This window comes from Fibrobacter intestinalis (genome assembly GCF_900167415.1).
Lineage (GTDB): Bacteria > Fibrobacterota > Fibrobacteria > Fibrobacterales > Fibrobacteraceae > Hallerella > Hallerella intestinalis.
Genome location: NZ_FUWU01000005.1, coordinates 1 through 21,986 on the forward strand (window position 1 = coordinate 1; position 21,986 = coordinate 21,986).

Genomic DNA, 21,986 nt, shown 5'->3' on the forward strand with positions numbered 1-21,986 from the left:
AGACGGATCGGCTTGTTTGGCGCACCCATCTTTTCGTCGAACAATTTGGAAAACTCGGTCTCGAACTTGTTCCAGTCAATCTTGTTCGCGAGAACGTAGAGGGGGTGCTTGTGGTTCAACTGCTCCTCAAGGGAGCAGAAAAGGCTTGTCTGTGCGTGGGATTTTGGCGGTCTGTACATAAAAAATGCAAGGTTTTCAATCATATTTTAGAAATCCTTGCAATATTTTCACAGGGTAGAAATCAGTTTTTCCCAATAGTTATGCGGGCTGGACGAGATTTTAAGGGAGGACTATATATATTTTGGCTTTGACTTTTTTTGCTACAGATAATTCCTGCCCTATTGCTTTTTTCTTTTTAGGGGATGAAGTAAATTCCTTGGGTGTTTTCATTTCGATAAACACGATTATTTCTTTATTCTGATTCAAAACAAGAACGTCAGGTTTCTTAGCGGATATTTTCTCACATTGTTTTATATTTAGTCCTGTAACTTCTTTTGATTGGACTAAATCCTTTATTGTGGTGGCACCAAGGCTCCTACATGTAAATTTCCCAAATTGTACGGGATTTGAGTATAGCTCGTTTTGAATCGTTTGTTCAGACATTTAAAGAATACTCGCTTTTTTTAACTCAGAGGAAGCGAGATTCGGCATTATTCCAAAAGCTTTGGCTCTACTCGATTTCAAAAAAAAAGGCGTGGAGTCGCATTGCTTATTGAGTCAGTTGAAAGTGGTAGTTTCAGTAACGAGAATAAGAGACGAATCTCAAAATTTCCGGTCGCTCCGCACCATTCGGTACGGGGCTATGTCATAGGGAAATGTAGATTATTTTGTCACTTCGGCAAGCTCAGTGACCTTATACGAAGTTAAAAAAGGAGATGCCCGCCTACGCGGGCATGACAAATTAGGGGTTGGATTTCTTCGCTTCGTTCGCATCTCCGTTCATTTTCGGTGGTTCGTGTCGTAATACTTGTTGAAAAACGGTGTTCTGGCATATTCTGGGAGTTCTCCGCCCCAGGCACAGCTGACTTCTAAAATTTTGTCCTTCAAGCAAATATTGTCTTTTGTTGCTAGATGGGCTGAAAATTTGAGTTCGTATCTTTATGCGTTCGTATTTGTCGCATAGTGATTGTATATTGCAGTGAGAGGTAAATTATGTGGAGCGAATATCTATGGCAGCATGCAACAAATGACAATGAGAAAGTGATGTCTCGCTTTTATGGCGTGTTTGCGAATGAATACAAGCCGATTTATTTGATTTTGACGAACAAGGAAGTTGTTTTCGAAAGGTATGGAAAGCAGGGATGCGCAATCATTCCCGCTTTGTTCTCTTTTAAGGAAGAAATAGATTGTGATGAATTGGTGAAAAATTTCATAAAAATATTGCAGAAGAGTAAGTATAGATTCTTGCCCCTGTATAAATTTTTGCGTGATGATTCTGGATTTGAAGGCTTTTTCCCATTCTTTGCGGTCTTTCCACGAATCAATACAGGGAATGCAATCAAGGAAGACTATGACAACTTTCAGAATTTTAGCGAATTCATCTTAGAACGGTGCAGCGAATTCAGCCTGACTCCATTTTTAACGAAGTCGCAAGAATGTGGTTTGAACCACCTTAAGAAAGAAACTTATTTTGCAAATCCGTTTCCAACCACATATAGCGAACTCATGCGGCGCACTTTGTCGGGCGAAATTATGCTTCTGCCTAAGTTTTCTATATGACTGTATTTGTCGTATATGGATTGTATATTGTAGTGAGAAAAAAGGAACTTTTTGTGAGAATTGGATTCTTGGAGTGGTTGCAATAACATGGGCAAGTGCGGCGTGTCGATGGCAACTAAAGATATAATGAATGAACTCGGTTTTCACAAAACCTGTGAAAAAGTAAGAGATAAAATTAAAGGAGCGAACCATGACTCTTGATGAAAAAATGCATGAACTGTATTATGAACTAAAGCCGAAGTGCGAAAAGGAAGGGCTGAATCTGGCTTGGGAAGTACACAAGGCTATAAGGAAGTTTCGTAAAGAAAATCCTGATTTGGATGAACAATGGTCTAGGGAGGCAGAATGTTTATAAATGAATCTTTGGATTCGGATACTCGTTCGCTTGTGGATGTAGTTTCGGACTACTCGTTTGCACTTAATACTCTTGACGATTACGATCACCAGCGGCTTGTGTTCCCGAAATCGCAAAAGCAGGAGCGTTTCAAGGCTACTTATGAAAATGCGATGGCGGCGATTCAGGGACTCAAGGAAAAGTTTGGCGGCAGAGATTTGTTCGGTCACGAAAAAGACAATTCATTCAGGAGTAGCATTGGACAAATTTACCAGACTTTCGACGGCGTGGAGCTTTATTCGTCCGTAGAACAAAAAGCGGCGATGCTCCTTTATCTAGTCGTGAAAAATCATTCGTTCAGCGACGGAAACAAGCGTATTGCGGCAACGTTGTTTTTGTGGTTCATGCAGAACAACGGAATCTTGTATAATAGTAATGGCTGCAAACGAATTGCGGATGCGTCTCTTGTGGCGATAACACTGATGATTGCCGAAAGCCGACCTGAAGATATGGAAATGATGGTAAAAGTGGTGGTGAATCTGATGGGGTAATAATGTGCACTAAACATCATCTTTGGATTTGTGGGGATATTCATGGCGAGTTGTCTAATCTCGTTTGGAAGGCCTCGCATCAATTAAAAATCAGGAATGCCGATATTTTGGTTGTCGGTGATTTTGGTGCTGGTTTTGGTCGCCCCAAATCCATGGATGTTGCTTATGCTAAGATTTGTACAACTCTTGTAGAAAATGATATTTGTTTGTACACAATTCGTGGCAATCATGATGACCCGTCGTTTTTCGATGGTTCGCACGATTACGAACGTCTTCATTTTTTGCCGGACCATCGGATCGTAGAGCTTTGTGGCAAGAAAATTTATCCCATCGGTGGGGCGGTTTCTACGGATATTGATTTGGTCGATCCGTTGACTCGAAAATCACGCCGGATGCAGAATGATGCTCTTGTCAAATTTGGTTCGTCAAAACGAATTTGGTGGCCGGACGAAGCTCCTTCTAAGGCTCTTGAAAATATTCCCAAAACCACTGACATCATTGTTTCTCATGAGGCGCCGCTATCGTTTGAACCTTCGCTTACGCGGGAAGCCCATGTTCGTGATGATACATGGCAAAAGGTCGTTGAATCCCGCCGCTACCTTGATGATGTTTTGAAGGCGGTCTTGCCTCCACGATGGTTTTACGGGCATTATCATTGTCATTTCGAAGGCAATTTTCAAGGAACGCACTATCGCTGCCTAGATATTGCAGAAATGACGCAGATTTGTTGAGTATGTACGGGAAAGCCCAAAAAAAATGGCGGACAGTCTGCCAGTATTCCCATTTTCATCCTCAAAACAGCGAAAACATAACAAGTATTGACTCCGATTAGAGTTTTGGTTATATTAGGATAAAGTATTGTAGGAGCGAAGTTTTCAATGGTTTTGTTGGACGAATTGACTTATCTTGGCAATCTCTTAAAAGCTGCCGACATTAAAACGCGAATGTGCGACGGCTCAAACTCGAAAATGTCGGTAGAATGCGATGGTCGTTCCTATTTGATAACGCTGGATCCTATTATGGATTCTTTGAAATTTCTTGACGTAAAAGCGTCTGTAGAAGTTGATTCCTTAACTCCCGAACAATCTTTTTTCCGTATAACAGGGAAGAATATATAGGGAGGTTAGGCTAAATACGGTGTTCGCCAATGCTCCTTGCCAATTTGCTCAATAGCGTCAGCTCCTAATACGCCGCTTTCCCACAACGCGTCAGCTTCTTTCTGGACGTCATCTTCAGGTTGAGTGCTTGTCGTCAAAGTTTTTTTGCTTTTATTGGTCATATGGGATTTGTCGCTATGAAAATGGCGGGACAGTTTGCCCGCCTGATTAGGTTGAACCTGGGTCTTTCGACCAGCTCACGATAATATGTTTAGGCTTCGAACCAATTCTCCAATTTTAGGGGAGTGATTTTTGCGATAGGTTCGAAATCTTTTGAATTCCGCGTTACAAGGATCAAATCGTTAGTCAAGGCTGTTGCTGCGATTTGAGAGTCGCATATCGGTCTTGGTTGCCCGGCCTTGTTGCATTTGGCGACTACTTCGGCGTAATAAGCCGCCGCAGTTGCGTCATACGGAAAGACATCAAATTTCTGTTTTACGATTTCAACATATTCCTTCAGTTTATTCTTTCGAGAGCCGTCTGGCAGAAGTTCAATGCCAAAGAGAGCCTCTTGCAAGGTTATTGCCGAGATTGCACACAAAGGCTCAAATCTTTGTATGTTTGTTAAAACGTTGGTATTTGGCTGTGGTTTGGAAAGTTCGGAAATAAGGTTGGAATCCAGCAAGAATCTCTTGTCCATCTTACCCCCAGATATTAGCCTTGCTTGCATCGGGATATTCTACGACACGTCCAGCCTCAAGGTCCTTGGAAAAATCGTCATCAGGCGAACAACCCTGACGCCAGCCTTTGAGTGCGTCAAGAAAAGACTCTTTGCGGTTGAGAGTCTCGTTCATATCGCGCTCAATCTTCCCAAATTCCATTTTTAGTTTCAGGTAGAGAACAAACTTCTCTACCTGCGAAATGTACTCGCTAGGCAGGGCTCGAATTTCTTTATTCAAAACATCCGTAGTCATTTTTTTGTCCTCTTTTCCAATAATCTATCTTTTTTGAGTAAAAAAAGCAAGCCTAGCCGCATTCGCGTTAGGGATAGTGACCCCTTGGGGCGGCACTATGGTGCCGTTTTAGGCGGCGGTCGACGAGCGGAGCGATGGCGACTGCCCCTAAAATATAGCCCGACCGCACATATATGTGCGGGAACGCCCAAACGATTAGGCTGCGTGCTCCAGATTTACCACAAGGAAAAGCCTGCAAGCCGAGTGTCGCAAAAATATGCTTGCATATTTTTCCTCAAAGAGGATAACTCAACAACGAAACTAAAGTTTCGAGTTTCGTATATATGACCGAGGCGAAGCGGCGGACGCCGAAGGCGTCAAAACTTTGTAAGGCGAGTGATGCGAACGTCAAACTTGTTTGAACGGTCATATCCGAGCCGCAAAGGTTTCTGGAAACGCCGGCTGGCGTGATCGTGGCCAGACTAAAGGCTGGCATCGTTCCACTGGAATTGATTCAGCCCGTTGGGCTTTATCGTTCAAATAGGAATGCACGCCAGCATAGCTGGCGAGTGTCACGACAGTTCGGTGGCCAGACCCCGCTGAACATCGCCCGCGCCCTCTCCGACGAAGGCGTCAAGATTCTCGGCACGAGCATCGACTCCATCGACATCGCCGAAGACCGCGACCTGTTCCGCAAGATGATGGATAACCTCGGCATCCCGATGCCGGAAAGCGGCATGGCCACGAACATCGACGAAGCCCTCGCTTGCGTCAAGCAGATTGGCGGCTACCCGGTGATGATCCGCCCGAGCTTCGTTCTCGGTGGCCGCGGCATGGAAGTCATCTACGACGAGAACATGCTCCGCGAATACGTTGCCAAGGCTGTCGGCGTGACCCCGGACCGTCATTCACAAGACCGTTCGGCTTTACAAGCCTCACTCTCGCAAACGCACTCAGCTTGCGCTTGAGTGCTTCTTTGTTCACGGCTCATCGACCGCTTCCTCCACAACGCTCTCCTGTGAGCCGTAGGCGACTCGTCATAACTAGTCGTCGAAGGCGAGAGTGGAGCGTGAGCGGAACGGTCTCCATAGGCGAAGCTGACGCCCTCTCTGACGGCGAACACGTTTACATCCCGTCCGTGATGGAACACGTGGAACTTGCCGGTGTCCACTCCGGTGACTCCGCCTGCATTATCCCGCCGGTGACCATCACTAAGGAATAGCGTGCAAGCGAGTGTCGCGACGAAATGCTCGCATTTCGGCATGACCGAGCGCCGCCGCGGACGCCTATACGAAACTAGCCACTTTAGTGGCTTAGTTGAGTATCCCCTTTGGGGAAAAGGCGTCAAAACCTCGCCACCATCAAAGATTACACGCGCAAGATCGCTGAAGCCCTCCACGTGTGCGGCCTCATGAACATGCAGTATGCCATCGAAGACGGCAAGGTGTTCGTCCTCGAAGCCAACCCGCGCGCAAGCCGCACGGTGCCGCTGGTCTCCAAGGTTTGTAACACGCCCGTGAGCCGTAGGCGACTCGTCATAACGAGTCGTCGGAGGCGAGAGTGAGGCTGTAAGCGGAACGGTCGTCATAATCGAAGTCCTCGGCCTCTCCGACGACTACGCCCTCGCTTACTACAAGAGCCAGGAAGCCGCCGATTCCTTCCTCCCGAACGAAGGCGCTGTGCTCATCAGCCTTTCCGACAAGGTGAACCTCTCCGAACAGGCTATCGAAATCGGTAAGGAATTCCAGAAGCTCGGCTTCAAGATCTACGCTACCGAAGGCACCGCCAAGTTCTATGAGAAGGCCGACGTGAAGTGCGAAGTGGTGAACAAGATTGCTGAAGGCCGCCCGAACGTCCTCGACATCATCCTGAACAAGCAGGTGAACCTCATCATCAACACGCCGTGGGCAAAGCGCGACGCCATCAAGGACGACAAATGCCAAGGGCGAGTGAAGCAGGATTGCTTGCAAGCCTATTTCCGAACCCAGCATTTGGGAGCCGAAGGATCCAAAGTGCCATCCGCAAGGCCGCCATCAAAAGTGTGCAAGGTGAGTGTCGCACAAAAATGCTTGCATTTTTGTATGACCGAACCGAAGCCACGGACGCGAAGCGTCAACTACAAGGTTCCCTACATCACGACCCTCGCCGGTGCCTACAACACTGTCAAGGGAATCGCCGCCGCAAGGAACGGACATGGTGCTGTGAAGAGCCTCCAGGAATACCATGCGACCATTGAAGAGATTTAACAGGAAGTCTCTGCAGGTATGGCTTGCAAGGCGAATGGCGTGTCAGAGAGTTCTCTGGCATGGCTGAGCCGGAGCCGCTGACGCCGTAGGCATCAATATCACGCGACGATTGAAAAGGTGTAAGCGCTGAAGGTCCCTGAGCCGTTTGTCGAACTAGCCGAACCGCTTTACCAAGGTCATTTTTAGAGGTGGTTTGGCTTTTACATTTAGCGAAATGAACAAATTCTATTTCCAAAATTCTTGACATTTTTTGGGATTTTTCTATTTTGCGAAGCACAATTTTCACTGCGTATAATAGTTCAGCGTGAAATCCACCGGGTTTTGCGCTTTATTTTTTGCGAAGCCCACAACAAAGAGGTCCACTATGGATTTTTATATGAAGCTTCCGCGCAGAAAACGCGAATTCACTTTATTTTTATTCGTGCTTTCTTTGATTTCCATGAATATCATCGCGCCGCTGATCACTTGTTTTGAAGTGAATTTCAGTCTGCAAACTTGGGCGCATACGTTTCGGATTATGCCGATGCTTTGGCCGTGTGTGGTGGCGACGGTTTTGATAACTTATAAGCCCGCTGGATTTTTAACTCAAAAATTGACGGTACGCGGCGACAGCTTTCGGGCCGAGGTAACGCTGAACATTCTTTGTACTGTATTTTTGATGTCCATCATTTTGACGGTTGTCGGTTCCTGGGTGGGCGCACAGCAAATTTCGATGGATCCCATTTCTCGATTTTTTTACAAGTGGCCGCGCAATTTTGCGATTTCCTTGGCCGTAGAAATTTTTATTGCGCAGCCGATTGCGCGCCAAGTGATGTTTATGTTGCATAAGCATCTGGATGCGAGAAAAGCACTTTCGGCTTCAGCCGCTTGATTTACTTGAGTTTATTGCCCAGTAAATCAAAACGCATGCCATTCTTTTCGGCTATCACAGAATGGCCGTCAAAGCGGATTTTTTCTTTGTATTCCAAAACGCTTTTTTGCGAAATAATGCGATAACCAATTGACGCGCTTTCTTGTGTGATATTCGCTTTCAATTCTGGTAGCGCAAGTACATAATTTGCAAGTACGGCGGAATCGCCTTCGAGTGTCAAACCGGAAAGAATGATCTTCTTGTTCGTTCCCACTTCTGCGTTTTCAAACTTGGCCGTAAGGGATCCCTTCAGAGTCACATTGTCGTCTTTACAAATCCCTTCTATGTTGGGCTCGCCAGAAATTACCGCATCGTCTGTGCCATCGTACTTCTTGTCTGCTGCGGTAAGGCCTGTTACGTTCAAAGTTATGGGCTTAATTGGAATATCAAGCGTATCGCTGACAAATGCATAGCCATTCTGGTTCAGCGCATAGACCTCGGAAAAATCAACTACCATCTTGTCTCCGATTTCTACCACGTTGAAAATTCCATCGTAGTTCCGTTCATCCAATCCTTCCGGCATCAGCGCCATGCCGATACCTAAAACCTTGCCCGTGCAATATTCCTTTGCATACCAAACAGGCTTCACTCCCTTGACGACCGTTAAGTTGGCTTTCAAGAACGGAGTTGTTTCTCCTTCAGCAATCCCCCATGTTTTTTCAAAGTCAAAACCGACAAAAAAATCCTTCGCTTTCATGCCGCCATTATAATTATAGTCAAAGCATTTGACCGATGCGCTGTTTGTATCAATGAATCCAAGATTTGAACCTATCACCTTGTTTTCATAGCAGTCGGCGAAGGACATTCCGTACGAATTTTCGACAGAACCCGTGGCTTCGTTTACGCCGACAACGGTCCCCACATTATATTTGTATTTGTATGTACCTTGCAGCGAGCCTTCATTGATGGCGTAACTCGTTTTAACGGTTCCTTGATTCTTGCCGATGATGCCGCCGACGTTATAATTTTCGCCGATTTTACCAACAAAGTAGCAGTTCTCGATTGTCCCGCCAAACACTCCGGCAATGCCGCCAATGTAGGATTCTTCGGGTTTGTGACCCATATACAGGACTTTACCGGTAACATAAACGTTTCGGATGATTCCCGAATCGCCTTGTCCGACAACGGCTCCCGTATAATAACCACCATTGACAAAAATGTCTTCAAGACCGAGGCTATCGACCAGCCCATTCATGTCCCGCCCAAACAGGCCTTCAAAATTGTCGTTGAAAAGTTCCAAGTTCTTTATTTTGTGCCCCGCACCGTGGAATTCGCCCGAAAAATCGTTAATAGGTGCAAAACCATGCCATTCGTCATCACTTTCGGGTGCGACGATGTCGGCTGTCAAACGGTATTTCGCATCCAATGCACAACCCTCGATTCCCACCTTGGTTAAATCTTCAAAGGATTTTACTTCGTATTCGCTCGCCTCATTCAACACGAGGTCACAGGCTGCATGTACTGCAAAAGGCAACACTAACAGTAACGGAAATAAATTTTTCATCGTCATTCTCCATATAAAATTTGCTTCCAAATGTAATTATTTTGCAAAAGTCGTCGGTGCTTGTGGTACGATGCGGCGTACAAATCGCACAAAACCGCAGTCAGCTTACGCCTAGAATACTGTGATCTCGCTGCTTTATAAAATGATGCAGTGCGCCTCGGTTAAATTTTAGGGGATTATATACAAAATTCCACCCGATTGGCTCGTAATCGATTTCTCCAAAGCTTTCAAAGTCCAGCGGAGTGAGCAGAAGAAATATTTGCTTTTGTTCTTACTGCGAAAAAGGATTGCTTCGTTGCACTCGCAATGACGGGAAAAGATCCATTTCCAAGCGTGTGCATTGTCATTGCGAGGAGCAAAGCCCTATGAGTCTTGGGAACTTGTTCCCTTAGACGAATTGTCCCTTGCAGGGATACTTCAACTATGGAATCGGAGATTCCAAGTTTCAGGGATGCGCAGCCCCATCATAAATTGTAATTCGCTTCGTCTATGCGCTTTGGAATGTTCCCAAAGCCCATTTTGGCATCGTGCCGAATGCCAACCAGTGAAAAAAGCAAGCGATATAATGCCAACGGTCCGTCCGAGAACCTCCTTTCGACATCTTCTGCAAGGAAAAATCATTCCTTTTTGAAAGCGACCGTCATTGCGAGCGTTAGCGCGGCAATCTTTTACGGAACAAGTCTCCAAGGCTCATGAGGCTTTGCACAATTCGTCTAAAGGAGCAAAGCTCCTAAGACTCATGAGGCGAGCATTTCACAATCTGCGAGAAGAAATTCACCGTGCGTCTCACTTTGAAAAAAATTTTAAGTGAGAGTATTTGGTGGAAGATTGTATATGATTTTCAAATTTTACTGTACATTTAAGCACTGAAAAGAGATGTTTTGCTATATTTGCAGCAATGTCCGCGGATTCGATAAAACATTCCTTGTGGGGCGATAAGTGGAGAGCCGCTGTAGAGCAGTCTTTTCCGGTGTATTCGCGTTCTCAGGCTCGCGCTGCCGATATTAAAATTTCGGGCAGAACTGTTGAAGCGCGTATTGTCGATGGCTCGTGGAGTACGCAAAAAACGGTTCTTCTTCTTTCCCGCTTTTCGGAAGAGGAAGAATCGGCGTTGATGGATTCCTTCAAAAAAAATCCCCAGTTGGCAGAAGCGCTTGCGCATCATCTGGAACCGAAAGAAGCTTTGGAACTCGCCGAAGGCTCGGGAATAAAGCTTTTTCCCGAACGCGGGGTGAAGTTCTCGGTAAAATGCAGCTGTGGAATGCGGGGAATGTGCCATCACGCTTACGCAGCGATTTACGGGGTAGGGAAAAAAGTGGACCGCGATCCGTTTATCCTTTTTAAAATTCGAGGGATGAATGTGGGAATGCTGGCGGAGCAGTGTACGCAGGCTTCTTGGGAAGAAGATCTGCCTGTTTTGGAAGGCGCAGACTCGCTTCCGCTTTTTGCCGGTAAATTTACGCTGGTTCCAAAGGCGGGAGCAGAAGAAATTTCCGAAGTCCCGGAATACGAATCGGCGGATATTGTGGATGTTCGGAAAGCGGTTGTGCATCTGGTTTCGCCGAATGCTGTTTTCCATGCCGATTTTGTGGACGCTTACAGGGAATGCCTTTTGGAAATGTTCGCCAAAAATTTTGAACGCTATCCCGAGAAGTCGGTAGATTTGGCTGTTCCGGGAATTGTCCGTTATCGGGGCGGTTCTTGCTGGATGTTTGGGAATGTTCCGTTGGAATGGGCATTGGATGCCGTTTCGGTGGAAGGTTCTGTGGGGATGGAAAAAGCGGATGTTTCTTTTCGGCTTTTGGATTATGCCCGAAGAACAGCTTTGGAAATTCTGCATCGGGGCGCCGTTTTTCCGAAGCCTTTTGCTATCGATAAAAAGGATGCTCAATTTTTTTGGCAGCCGATGGATTTTATTCCCGAAGTTCACGGGGCGATAGAACGTTTGCAGGCTTGGCTTCCGGCAAAATTTGTACGGAGCGATATGGAACCGCCTCATTTGATGACGCAGAATGCGGCAGAGATGCTTGTGCTGGCGATACTGAATACGTATCTTCGTGTGGGTTCGGAAAAAATTTTCCGGGATGAACGTTTGTACGCTTTTTTTGGCGATGTGACTTTGGCGTATTCCGGGAAAAACGATGGAATAGAAGAATTTGAAAAATGGCTTTCGGGTTATAATTTGCCGTATGCGCCGTATTTGCCGGTGATAAATGGGGTGGATGCCGGGTTTGGAAAAGTGGATGTGGATTTGGATTTTTTGGACAAATCGACCGGAGAAATCAATTCCTATTCCAAATTGTGGATTCGCGATTTTCCTAGCGAAAAACGGGCCAGGATTTTGCGTTCTTTGCAGCCGTTGCAGAATTTTCTTCCGGGCTACGACGATTACGTTTCGGCAAAGGCTATGGACAATATCCATTTGTCCGGTGAAAACCTGATTCGCTTTTTGAACGAGTCCGTTCCGCTTTTCCGCGCTTTGAATCTCGAAATGGATTTGCCACAAGGAATTGAACGTGTTGTCCGAGGAGTTCCGCATCCGCAAATCGTGCGCTCCGACGAAAAGAAACAGGCGGGATTTTGCCGACTAGAAAATCTGTTGCAGATGAACTGGTCTTTGGAAATTGCCGGCAAATGGATGGACGGAAAAAAATTTTTGGAACTTTATGCGGAATCCAAGGATTTGCTGTATTACGAAGGCCAGTATTTTTATGTGCTTCCGGAAGATGTGAAAACGATAAAGGAAGGACTTCGCGACCGATTTAAAATTCCGGCGATCAAGGTTTTGCAGATTGCGCTTGCGGGTGAATTTGAAGGGCTTTCGGTAGATATTGCCCCTGAAGCGTTGGAAGAAATCCACAAGTTGAAGTCGGAAAACGAATCGGACATTCCTGTCCCGCCGCAAATTCGGGCATCGCTTCGCCCTTACCAGAAACGCGGATTTGCTTGGATGCTTGGCAATTCCAAACTCGGATTTGGGAGCATCATCGCCGACGATATGGGACTCGGAAAAACGTTGCAGGTGATTACGCTTTTGCAGCAGATGAAAAATGACGGCGCATTGGAAAACGAGAAGGCCATCGTCATCGTTCCTACCGGACTTTTGCAAAACTGGAAAAAGGAACTTTCCAAATTTGCTCCAGAGTTGAATGTTCGGATTTATCACGGTTCCCATCGTCAGTTGGAGATGACGGATCAAGACGTTCTTGTGACGACTTATGGCGTTCTCCGATCGGACAAGGATAAATTGACAGAAAAGCGCTGGCAAGTCGCCGTGATTGACGAGGCGCAGAACATCAAGAATGCGGGGACTTCGCAGAGCAGGGTGGTGCGCTCTGTTTCGGCAAAGATTAAAATTGCGATGAGCGGAACGCCGGTGGAAAATCGCCTGTTGGAATTCTGGAGCATCATGGACTTTTGCAATCGCGGTTTTTTGGGAAGCGCAAAAGCCTTTCATGAAGAATTTGAATTTCCCATTCAGGGTCGCGGAAATAAACATCGGGCGGAGCTTTTCAAAAAAATTTCAGCACCGTTTTTGCTTCGCCGCCTGAAAACAGACAAGTCCATTATCGCCGACCTTCCCGAAAAATTGGAGCAGAACGACTGGGCGACCCTCTCTCCTGAGCAGGAGACGCTGTACAAAAAGACATTTGATGAGTGCATGTCGAAACTTGCCGATTTCGATGTGGAAAATGCCGAGGAAAAATTTGAACGTAGTGCCGCCGTGCTTCGGCTGATCGTCGCTTTGAAACAAATCTGCAATCACCCGGTGCAATATTTAAAAGAAGGAAAACCGGATCCTGCGCAGTCGGGTAAAATGCAGCTCTTTTTGGATATTGTCGGGGGAATTCTGGAGACGGACGAAAAGGTGCTCGTCTTTACGCAGTTTACGGAAATGGGCGAAATTTTACAGGATGTCCTCAAAAAGGAACTGAAAGCGGAATCTCTTTTCTATCACGGCGGATTGTCGGTTTCTGCGCGGGAACAGATCATTTCTGAATTTGAAACCTCTCCGGAAAAAAGAATTTTGATTCTTTCTTTGAAAGCGGGCGGAACGGGATTGAATTTGACGGTCGCATCTCAAGTGATTCACTACGATTTGTGGTGGAATCCGGCTGTAGAAGCGCAGGCGACGGATCGCGCGTATCGCATTGGCCAAAACCGTCGCGTGGTCGTGCACCGCTTGATTACGAAGGACACGTTTGAAGAAAAAATCAACGATATGCTCGAAAGCAAAAAGAAAATTTCCGAGATGACGGTGGCTTCGGGCGAAAACTGGATTACGAAACTCTCTGATGATGAACTTCGTCAGGTCTTCACTTTGGGAAAAAATTGATTTCTCTGAAAGCCCGCAAAATGGCGGCGGGATTCTTTTCTGAATACGGAATGGTAACGGACACCTCGGAGAAATTTTTTAAATTGCGGAAAAATTAACTGAGGATGTTCCATGATGACGATGGTCGTTTTTATTCTTTATTTGCTGCTGATGCTCGGCGTGGGATTTTATTTTTCGAAAAAGGCGAATAGCTTGAATTCCTACTATCTCGGCAACCGAAACATGAACAAGTGGGTCGTGGCGATGTCCGCGCAGGCGTCCGACATGAGCGGCTGGCTTTTGATGGGGCTTCCCGGAGCCATTTACCTTTCGGGGCTTTCGGAGGCGTGGATTGGCGTGGGGCTCGCCATCGGTACTTACATCAACTGGAAAATTGTCGGTCGTCGGCTGCGCAAGTACACCTATTTTTGCAACGATTCAATAACCTTGCCCGATTTTTTTGCCAATCGCTTCCGCGATAAGCGGGGAATTATCCGCGTAATTTCGGCTCTGTTTATTCTGGCATTTTTCCTGTTTTATACGACTTCCGGATTTGTCAGCTGCGGAAAACTCTTCTCGACGATTTTCGGCTGGGAATATACGACCGCATTGCTCGTCGGCGTTGTCGTCGTGGTTTCTTACACCTTCTTGGGCGGTTTTCTGGCGGTCAGCTGGACGGATTTTGTGCAGGGCATTTTAATGCTCATCGCCGTGCTGATGATTCCCATCACGATTTGTACGCTAAACGATGGATTTGCTCCGACCATCGACGCAATGAATAAGGTGAATCCCTATCTGATGAACATTTTTACGAATGCTTCGACTGGGAAAGCGATTACGGTGATTTCGCTCCTCTCTTCGCTTGCCTGGGGACTCGGCTATTTTGGAATGCCGCATATTTTAGTGCGCTTTATGTCGATTAAAAACCCCGACGAGATTACGCATTCTCGCCGCATTGCCATGACTTGGGTGATTTTGTCGCTCGGCGCATCCATTTTGATTGCGGTTTTTGGACGCTATTATCTGTTGCAGCATAACATCGCGCTGGATGACCCCGAAAAAGTCTTTATGGTCTTGGCGACAAATCTTTTCCCGACGGTGATTGCGGCGATCATTATGGCGGCGGTACTGGCAGCGATTATGAGTACGGCGGATTCGCAGCTTCTTGTTTCGGCTTCGGCATTTAGCAACGATCTTTATAAACGCCTGATTCACAAAAAGGCTTCGAACAAGGAATTGATGCTTGTGAGCCGAGCCATTGTGCTTGTGATTGCGCTTGTCGCTGGATTTTTGGCTTATCAAGGACGACCGAACGCTTCTCACGGATTTTTAGACGTGGTGATGAGTCTGGTGAGTTTTGCCTGGGCGGGATTCGGCGCCACATTCGGCCCCGTCGTTCTGCTCTCGCTCTTTTGGAAGCGGACGAATTTGCCCGGCGCGATTTGCGGAATGCTTTCGGGTGGAATCCTCGCCTTTGTCTGGAAGTTTTACCTTTCGGGCTTTGCGGATTCCTATGCGATATTCGGTCTTTACGAACTGGTCCCTGGTTTCGTCGTCAGCTTTGTGACGATTGTCGTCGTGAGCCTTTGCACGCGGAAGCCTTCGGACGAAATCATCCGGGAATTCGAACAGGTCGATTCCAGCCGTTTGAGCGATTTGATCCATTGATGTTTTGAAATCGTGCGTTTTGGGGAAGCTTCGGAAAATCGGAAATGGGAAGCTTCCTATAAAAAAATCACAGGTCGTAAACATGGAGGGGAAAATTACCGGGCGAGCCCTGCCTTTGGCAGGTCGGCGATTTCCGGGCTACAGCTTCGCAAGGCTCAAAGGATCGCCTTGCTTTTGCACATCTGTTGGTAGCCTTTGATCGGTGCTGCGCTCTGGCCTTGGAACAATTCTATCCGAGTGCCACGTCCAGCGCAAGCATCAGGCTGAATCCCAATGCAAAAAAGAGCGTTCCCAAATCGGAATGTTCGCCCGCTGCCGAACTGGGAACCAGTTCTTCAACAACGACATAAATCATGGCGCCCGCGGCAAAGCTCAAGAGATAAGGCATCGCCGGGGAAATGGAGGATGCCAAAAGCAGCATGGCGACTCCGGCGATGGGTTCCACGATTCCCGACAGCATTCCATATACAAACGCTTTTGAAGATTTGAATCCCGCGCTTTTCAAAGGCATGGAAACGATGAGTCCCTCGGGAATGTTTTGAATGGCGATGCCGATGGCCAGAATCCATGCGCCTTGTGCCGCACCGAGCGCCATTCCTTCGGGGATGTTGTGCAGTGTGACGGCGAGGACAAGCATGGTGGAACGTTGCAAATGGGAATGAAGCCCTTCGGGTTTGTTGGCGAATTGATGCAAATGCGGAATGACGTGGTCGAGGAGCAGCAAAAAGAGAATGCCCGCCCAAAAGCCGACGACTGCGGGAACGAAGGAGAACTTTTGCAGATACGCCGAATTTTCAATGGCGGGAATCAGCAGGCTCCAGATGGATGCCGCAATCATCACGCCGCCGGCAAAGCCTGTCAGCATCCGTTCGGCGGAACGGTTGAGCTTTTCTTTTAAAAAGAAAACCAAAAAGGCTCCGAGAGTTGTGCCTAAAAAAGGAATGAGCAGGGCGAGAAAAATCGATGTCATATTTAACCCGGGTAAAAGGATGCGGAAACGTTATGCTCCGAGCAAAAGAAAGATGCCAAATAGAAAAATGCACAGTCCGCCGATAAGAGCGATGCACGAATGGATGGAAACCGCATAGCGTTCCAGTTGCTTTGCTCGCTGGATTCCTTTGTCGATTCCTCGCCGTGTAGCGATAGCAAGGAATCCGAATGCGGTATTGGTGATAGCCATGCCAAGACAAATGCCGAAGGCTCCCAGCAAGGCAAGTCCGGGAAGGTCGTTGAGCAGGCAGAAAAAGACGATCAGGGCGACCGCAGGGCAGGGGACGATTCCGGTTATCAGCGCAAGCCAAAGCAGCTCTTTCCAACTGGCGTGCATATTCGCCGGGGCGTTCTTGCGACCGTGAATCCACTCTCGAACGGCGATGAAAATCAAAAGGATTCCGGTGAAAGCGATAAGGATGTAGCTGACCTTTTCGATGTTGATTCGGTTGGCGTCAAAAATAGGGAACAGCGCGGTTTTAGCAATGCCGTAAAGAATGAACAGAAGAATAACCGCTGAAAGGGTATGAATCGTGGTGATGGCGGTTCCAAGCCCGATGCCTTGCGCCACATTTCCTCGCCTTGCCAAAAAATAACTGACGACAATCGTTTTTCCGTGGCCGGGCCCTATCGCATGAATGAAGCCGTAAGCAAAGCAGATGAGCAGAAAGAGGAAGACGCTTCCCGAATGTCCCGCTTTCAATTTGCGGATTTGGCCGGAGATATTTTCTCGAAGGCTTTTTTGCCATTCCGTCAATTGCTGCAACATTTTATCGGAACCGAAAAAAATCTGGCGTTTGGATGTTTTCACCGTTGCCGTGTCCGCATCGGATGCGATCTCTTGTGTAGGTTCTGCCTTTTTAAATTCAAATTTTTGATGCTGGCGTCGGCAAAGGAAAAAGAAATTCCACCGCAAAAACAAAGGAACAGAATGGACAAAATTTTAATTTGTTTTTTTATAGCGAACATAAACCCCTTTGACTTGTCGAGAAAAATTTTTGAATTGGGTTAAACCGTCCAGAGCGTCCACAAAATATTCGACGTCCATTTCTTTGGGCGATTGGACTGTACTTTTTTCCATATCGATCGTGATGGATATATAATTCGACGGATCATTGACAACCAGTACCAGCATCGTGTAATCGTTGGAGATTCCCGGAATGTGGAAAGCATTTAAAAATTCAAGAACGAGTTTGCCTTCTGCGGAAATGGATGCTTTCAGGTTTTGAATTTCTTTGGGATTGTAAAATTGATTGCCGTCGCCTAAGTAATTGAATCGGCTGAATGCTAGGTATGGTTTGATGTTTTTTTCTTCCAAAAAGTCCAGTTCGTTTTTTTCAAAATGACCGTTTTGATTTTTATCCGCGGAAGCAATCATCGCTTGGCTGTAGATGAGGTCAAATTCCCAACGATTTTGTACGCCGACAAATTCATCGGCGTTAAAAATCAGACTGGCTTGGGCGTCAACGAAAATATGCGGGTGCGCATAGAGGGCGATAGCGGCGATGAGAATAAAGAATATCAAACGTGCCATTGCCTGTAATATAAATTATTTCGACGTTAGGACTGGAAAAATGGACGGCGATTTTTTTTGTATTTGGGCGGACGAATGCCATGCAAAAAAGCCGCCTTGCGACGGCTTTCTGAAATTTTCCGAGAAAATTATTTTTTGGGCTCGATGACTTCAAGTCCGCCCATATAAGGCCGCAGAACTTTTGGAATGAGCAAAGAACCATCTTTTTGTTGATAATTGTCGCAAATGCCAACCATAACGCGGGGCGTCGCCAGTCCGGAACCGTTCAGGGTGTGGACAAAAACATTCTTGCCGTCGATCTTGGTTTTAATCCCTGCGCGGCGCGCCTGGAAATCTTCAAAGTTGCTGCAAGAGCTGACTTCCAACCATTTCTGCTCTACGGGCGCATAGACTTCGAGGTCGTAACACTTGGCGGCGCCAAAGCCCAAATCCCCCTTGCAAAGGCAAAGGCGATGATACGGAAGTTCAAGTTTTTCGAGCAGGGATTCTCCAAAGCGGGTCAGTTCTTCGTGCATCTCGTAACTGTTGTCCGGACGAGAGAAATACACCATTTCCACTTTGTTGAATTGGTGCAGCCGCAAAAGGCCTCGGGTATCTTTGCCGTAGGAGCCGGCTTCACGGCGGAAACAGGCGGAATAAGCGCAAATGCGTTTGGGAAGCTGGTCAGCGGAAATGACTTCGTTCGAATACAGATTCGTCAGTGGAACTTCGGCGGTGGGAATCAGGAACAGGTCATCGTCCTTGTCGCAGCGATACATGTCTTCTTCAAATTTGGGAAGCTGTCCAGTGCCGCGCATCGTATTGCGGGATACCAGATAGGGCGGCGTAAACTCTTCAAAGCCGTTCGCCATGTGTTCATCGAGGAACCATTGGATCAGGGCGCGTTCCAGGCGGGAGCCGAGTCCGCGGTAAACAGGGAAGCCGTTGCCGGAAATTTTGGCGCCGCGTTCAAAATCAAAAATGCCCAGGCGTTCGCCGAGAGTCTTGTGATCGACGGCTTGAAAATCCCGATTTTTGGCGTAGAAATCAAAGGGAATCGGCCCGTCTTTTTCGACCACGTTGTCGCTAGAGTCTTTGCCTTCCGGAGCTTGGGGGGCGATGTTCGGAACGTGCATCAGCATTTCTGTCTGCTTGTAATCCAGTTCCTTGAGCTTTTTATCGAGACCGTCAATTTTGTCGCCGAGATCCCGCATGGCTTTTACCGCTTCGTCGGCATTTTCGCCTTTCTTTTTCAGTTCGCCAATCCGCTTGGATTCTGCATTGCGCTCGCTTTTCAGTTTTTCCACTTCAGTAAGAAGCGGGCGGCGTTCCGTATCTACCGCAAGAACGTCTTTCAAACTGACTGTCGTGTACTTTTTCTCGGTTTCTGCAATGTAGTAGTCCGGATTTTCACGGATTTTGCGAATGTCAAGCATGATGTGCCTCGTTGAAATAATACGCAACAAATATAGGAAAAAAGTGGGAAAATTTTCGTGCCTAGAGGTCAGAAGTCCGGGAAGTTGGCTCTTGCTGACATCCCCTTTTCTTGTGCCGTTTCACAGGCTCCAGTGATATTCAAAACCGAGTTGGATAAAACAGTCTATCGTGGAACCGCCGATTTCCGTGGGTTCCGCCACTGCATCGACAGAAGGTTCTCTGTCCAAAATGCGCCCGCGCCCGGCCAAACCCGCCCGCAAATCAATGCCGTAGTGGTCATAAAAAATGCTTTTGGCTCCAATGGACAGAACGGCACCCTTGTAAAAATTGGCAAATTCGATTCGGGATTTGTAAGCGCCCGAAGGCTTGTAACCGCTTTTGGTATCGATAGATTCCGAAAAGAAGCTGTATAAGAATCCGACGGAAGCGTGAGGAATCAGCGTCACGTTCTTGTGCAGGGGAATCCGGTGGGAAAGCATCAGGCTGATGCCGATTTCAAAACGGTAGAACTTCCAGTAATCCAGTTCGTTGTAGATGGTGTCCCGCTCGTCGATTTTGGCATCGTGCTCCGAAAAACGGAAGAAAATTTCGGCTCCGATAAAATCATACCAAGTGCCGCCGACATAGACGTTCAAAAGCGGAGAGCCGTCTTCCAAAAAATTCCAGGCGGAAAGCGAGTCGCGGGTGTTGCGGTAATTTTTGATTTCGCTATTCAGTTTGCGGCGATACCAGCTGTATGGCGTGAAAGGAACCCGCGCCTGCGTGTAACCGCCGGCAATGCCGACCCATGCCCGGAATTTCGGGAGTTCGGAATAGTATTCGTTGGGCTCAACGGCTTTCTTTTTGCGTTCTTCGGCGGTCAATCGTCGCTGGGTGCCGCCTTCAAAAAGCATTTCCGCAATGGCGTCGCCTAGGGCGACTTTGTCGGCGGTGTAAGGGACGGTTCCCGCTGCTTTGGGCGAGTAGCTGCTTTCATCAAAGAGTGCGAATGTCAAGGTGTTGCCGTCTTTGTTCAAGTAAAGCAGATATTTGTCTTCAAGTCCGGCGATTTTTTTTTGTACTTCTTGTGCGCGGGCTTTTAAAAGTTCCGCAGGAATTTCTGGCAGCAAATTATTCCGTAGCCACGCTCCGTAAAGGGCTGCGCTGGAATCCCGTTCCCATTCTCCGGCGATTCGCACTGAGGGATTTCCTATGCCTCCGTTGGTGCGCTTTAACGATAGTGCAAATTCCCGTGAATCCATCGGAGCTGCGGAATCTGGCGACCAGACTAGAATTTCCGGATCTTGCCAAAGAATATAGGGCGAACGGAAGAACATTTTTCCGGCGGCAAAAGCGTAGACAGCAAAAGCGTTGGCGACAAAAAATGCCCATAGAAAAGTTCGCGAGAAAATTTTCATCTGCGGCCTCCGTCTATACCGGCTACCAGGCTGTCGGCGGCTAAGGCAGAAATTTTTAGAATATCGTCCGGTTGAATGCCCTGAGGAATGGCGTGCGGAATTTCAGCGACTGCACTAAAAAGGGCGCGTTGTTTTTCGTTGTCCCATAAAGTATAGGAAAGAAGAATCGTCAGTTTTTCGGCGGTCTTTTTTTCGGAAGCTTCGTTTCCTGTAAGCGCATAATCGTAAAAATTGTCTTTTTGCAAGTCGAGTCCGAAAGTGCACTCGTGAATCAGAATCAAGTGCTTCGGATGTTTTCCGTCAGGCCCTGCGAGCGCTTTTCCCTGGAGGGGGAAGTGCCCTTTGATGTAGATGCGTTCATCGAGTTTTTGCGATTCTTCCGGCTGCTTTTCATAGAGCGAATCCGGCCAGATCACAAGTTTTGGATAGCGGGTTTGCAAAAGTTCCTGCGTAAAGGAATTCTCGATTTGCTTTCCTAAAATCCGATAGACGGAATCCCGCGGGATGCCCAAATTTTTAGCGAACCATTTGTCCCGGGTAACGACAATCGCATTCTGGAGCCCGAGCATGGCGATTTCTTCGTTTGCGGCGGGGGATTCGCGATAATACGGATGGCTGGCGCTCCACTGCTTTCCCGAACAGGCCGCAAGGACCAGCGTTAAAAGCAAAAGCGCCGTTTTCATTTAGGCTCCCCACTCTTGTCGGTAAGCGCGAACCTTTTCCAAAATGTTTTCGGGAGCTCCGATTTTTTGGCGATTCTCTTCGCTTTCCAAGAAGGCGATAATGTCGTCGATGCTGATGATGGAATGGGCTTCGATGCCGTAGGTTTCTTCGACAGTCGCCAGGGCGGATTTCCCGTTTTCTAGGCGTTCGCGGCGATCCACGGAAATCAGGAGGCCTTTGATTTTCGCATGGGGAAACGCTTTCATCGTCTGCATCGTTTCATTGACGGAAGTGCCCGCCGTAATGACGTCTTCGATAATGACGACGTTGCGGAGTTCCTTGTAAGTATCGCCGACAAGATTGCCGCCTTCGCCGTGATCCTTTGCCTCTTTGCGGTTGTAGGTAAAGCTCAGGTCCATTCCGTGATGTTGAAACAGTGCCATAGCGGTAGCTGCGCAAAGGGGAATTCCCTTGTAAGCGGGGCCGAAAAGGTTGGATGCCTTGTCTTTAAAATGTTCGACAAAGGCTTGGGCGTAAAATTCGGCGAGGCGGGAGAGCGCTTGGCCTGTGCGAAATTCTCCCGTGTTGATAAAATACGGTGTGTGACGTCCGCTTTTGGTGACGAACTCTCCGAATTTGAGTGCGCCTGTCTGCACGAGAAAATGAACAAATTCATCTTTTTGAATCAT

General features: G+C 47.4%; 20 protein-coding genes and 3 pseudogenes. 11 read left to right on the forward strand and 12 right to left on the reverse strand.

Going from position 1 to position 21,986, the window contains the following annotated elements; genetic code table 11:
- Both B5D40_RS02235 and B5D40_RS02240 read right to left on the reverse strand, forming a co-directional pair.
- Positions 1–203 (reverse strand): annotated as a pseudogene (locus B5D40_RS02235) (hypothetical protein); the annotation flags it as partial.
- A gap of 76 nt (positions 204–279) precedes the next feature.
- The gene (locus B5D40_RS02240) at positions 280–603 is read right to left on the reverse strand and encodes a hypothetical protein (protein ID WP_078775600.1); all 324 of its coding nucleotides are present in this window, start codon (positions 601–603) and stop codon (positions 280–282) included.
- Between the two features lie 549 nt (positions 604–1,152).
- On the opposite strand from B5D40_RS02240, the gene B5D40_RS02245 reads away from it, so the two are divergent.
- The 5 genes and pseudogenes from B5D40_RS02245 (at position 1,153) to B5D40_RS02260 (ending at position 3,722) form a co-directional block, all read left to right on the forward strand.
- Positions 1,153–1,719, forward strand: coding sequence for a hypothetical protein (locus B5D40_RS02245; RefSeq protein WP_078775601.1), 567 nt, complete (start codon positions 1,153–1,155; stop codon positions 1,717–1,719).
- 190 nt (positions 1,720–1,909) lie between these two features.
- Complete coding sequence (locus B5D40_RS15520; protein ID WP_158222136.1) at positions 1,910–2,074, forward strand: hypothetical protein; 165 nt, start codon at positions 1,910–1,912, stop codon at positions 2,072–2,074.
- Between the two features lie 29 nt (positions 2,075–2,103).
- A pseudogene (locus B5D40_RS02250) lies at positions 2,104–2,604 on the forward strand (type II toxin-antitoxin system death-on-curing family toxin); the annotation flags it as partial.
- A gap of 2 nt (positions 2,605–2,606) precedes the next feature.
- The gene (locus B5D40_RS02255; protein WP_078775603.1) at positions 2,607–3,335 is read left to right on the forward strand and encodes a metallophosphoesterase family protein; all 729 of its coding nucleotides are present in this window, start codon (positions 2,607–2,609) and stop codon (positions 3,333–3,335) included.
- A 147-nt stretch (positions 3,336–3,482) separates the two neighbouring features.
- Positions 3,483–3,722: a hypothetical protein gene (locus tag B5D40_RS02260; protein WP_078775604.1), complete on the forward strand. Its 240-nt coding sequence runs from the start codon at positions 3,483–3,485 to the stop codon at positions 3,720–3,722.
- Between the two features lie 250 nt (positions 3,723–3,972).
- Here the strand turns inward: B5D40_RS02260 and B5D40_RS02265 are convergent, their stop codons facing one another.
- Positions 3,973–4,401: a PIN domain-containing protein gene (locus tag B5D40_RS02265; protein ID WP_159446917.1), complete on the reverse strand. Its 429-nt coding sequence runs from the start codon at positions 4,399–4,401 to the stop codon at positions 3,973–3,975.
- A 1-nt stretch (position 4,402) separates the two neighbouring features.
- Positions 4,403–4,675 (reverse strand): hypothetical protein, encoded by a 273-nt coding sequence (locus B5D40_RS02270; protein WP_073306446.1) that lies wholly within the window; start codon positions 4,673–4,675, stop codon positions 4,403–4,405.
- 557 nt (positions 4,676–5,232) lie between these two features.
- On the opposite strand from B5D40_RS02270, the pseudogene B5D40_RS16405 reads away from it, so the two are divergent.
- From B5D40_RS16405 to B5D40_RS02285, 4 genes and pseudogenes are all read left to right on the forward strand, one after another.
- Positions 5,233–5,873, forward strand: a pseudogene (locus B5D40_RS16405) (ATP-binding protein); the annotation flags it as partial.
- 192 nt (positions 5,874–6,065) lie between these two features.
- Positions 6,066–6,218, forward strand: coding sequence for a hypothetical protein (locus B5D40_RS16635; RefSeq protein WP_233134361.1), 153 nt, complete (start codon positions 6,066–6,068; stop codon positions 6,216–6,218).
- Positions 6,219–6,333: 115 nt separating this feature from the next.
- Positions 6,334–6,900, forward strand: coding sequence for a hypothetical protein (locus tag B5D40_RS16640; RefSeq protein WP_233134278.1), 567 nt, complete (start codon positions 6,334–6,336; stop codon positions 6,898–6,900).
- A 376-nt stretch (positions 6,901–7,276) separates the two neighbouring features.
- Complete coding sequence (locus B5D40_RS02285; protein ID WP_198951032.1) at positions 7,277–7,771, forward strand: DUF2798 domain-containing protein; 495 nt, start codon at positions 7,277–7,279, stop codon at positions 7,769–7,771.
- 1 nt (position 7,772) lies between these two features.
- On the opposite strand, the gene B5D40_RS02290 is transcribed toward B5D40_RS02285, so the two are convergent.
- Entirely contained in the window at positions 7,773–9,314 is a 1,542-nt protein-coding gene (locus B5D40_RS02290; RefSeq protein WP_078775607.1) for a YDG domain-containing protein, read from the reverse strand.
- An 898-nt stretch (positions 9,315–10,212) separates the two neighbouring features.
- On the opposite strand from B5D40_RS02290, the gene B5D40_RS02295 reads away from it, so the two are divergent.
- Positions 10,213–13,650, forward strand: coding sequence for an SNF2-related protein (locus B5D40_RS02295; RefSeq protein ID WP_078775608.1), 3,438 nt, complete (start codon positions 10,213–10,215; stop codon positions 13,648–13,650).
- A 114-nt stretch (positions 13,651–13,764) separates the two neighbouring features.
- Complete coding sequence (putP, locus tag B5D40_RS02300) at positions 13,765–15,297, forward strand: sodium/proline symporter PutP (RefSeq protein WP_078775661.1); 1,533 nt, start codon at positions 13,765–13,767, stop codon at positions 15,295–15,297.
- A gap of 229 nt (positions 15,298–15,526) precedes the next feature.
- Here putP and B5D40_RS02310 read toward each other — a convergent pair whose 3' ends face one another.
- The 7 genes from B5D40_RS02310 to pyrE all read right to left on the reverse strand — a co-directional run bounded on the left by B5D40_RS02310 (position 15,527) and on the right by pyrE (position 21,986).
- A complete protein-coding gene (locus B5D40_RS02310; RefSeq protein ID WP_078775610.1) occupies positions 15,527–16,267 on the reverse strand; it encodes a ZIP family metal transporter in 741 nt (246 codons plus the stop codon).
- A gap of 30 nt (positions 16,268–16,297) precedes the next feature.
- Positions 16,298–17,209, reverse strand: coding sequence for a nickel/cobalt transporter (locus B5D40_RS02315; RefSeq protein WP_078775611.1), 912 nt, complete (start codon positions 17,207–17,209; stop codon positions 16,298–16,300).
- Positions 17,210–17,230: 21 nt separating this feature from the next.
- Complete coding sequence (locus B5D40_RS02320; RefSeq protein WP_078775612.1) at positions 17,231–17,821, reverse strand: DUF1007 family protein; 591 nt, start codon at positions 17,819–17,821, stop codon at positions 17,231–17,233.
- A gap of 128 nt (positions 17,822–17,949) precedes the next feature.
- On the reverse strand, positions 17,950–19,236 hold the full coding sequence (gene serS, locus B5D40_RS02325) for a serine--tRNA ligase (protein WP_078775613.1): 1,287 nt from the start codon (positions 19,234–19,236) through the stop codon (positions 17,950–17,952).
- 120 nt (positions 19,237–19,356) lie between these two features.
- On the reverse strand, positions 19,357–20,634 hold the full coding sequence (locus B5D40_RS02330) for a hypothetical protein (protein WP_078775614.1): 1,278 nt from the start codon (positions 20,632–20,634) through the stop codon (positions 19,357–19,359).
- Positions 20,631–21,317, reverse strand: coding sequence for a hypothetical protein (locus B5D40_RS02335; RefSeq protein ID WP_078775615.1), 687 nt, complete (start codon positions 21,315–21,317; stop codon positions 20,631–20,633). Before B5D40_RS02335 ends, B5D40_RS02330 begins: the two co-directional genes overlap by 4 nt.
- Positions 21,318–21,986 (reverse strand): orotate phosphoribosyltransferase, encoded by a 669-nt coding sequence (pyrE, locus tag B5D40_RS02340; RefSeq protein ID WP_078775616.1) that lies wholly within the window; start codon positions 21,984–21,986, stop codon positions 21,318–21,320. It lies immediately after the preceding gene.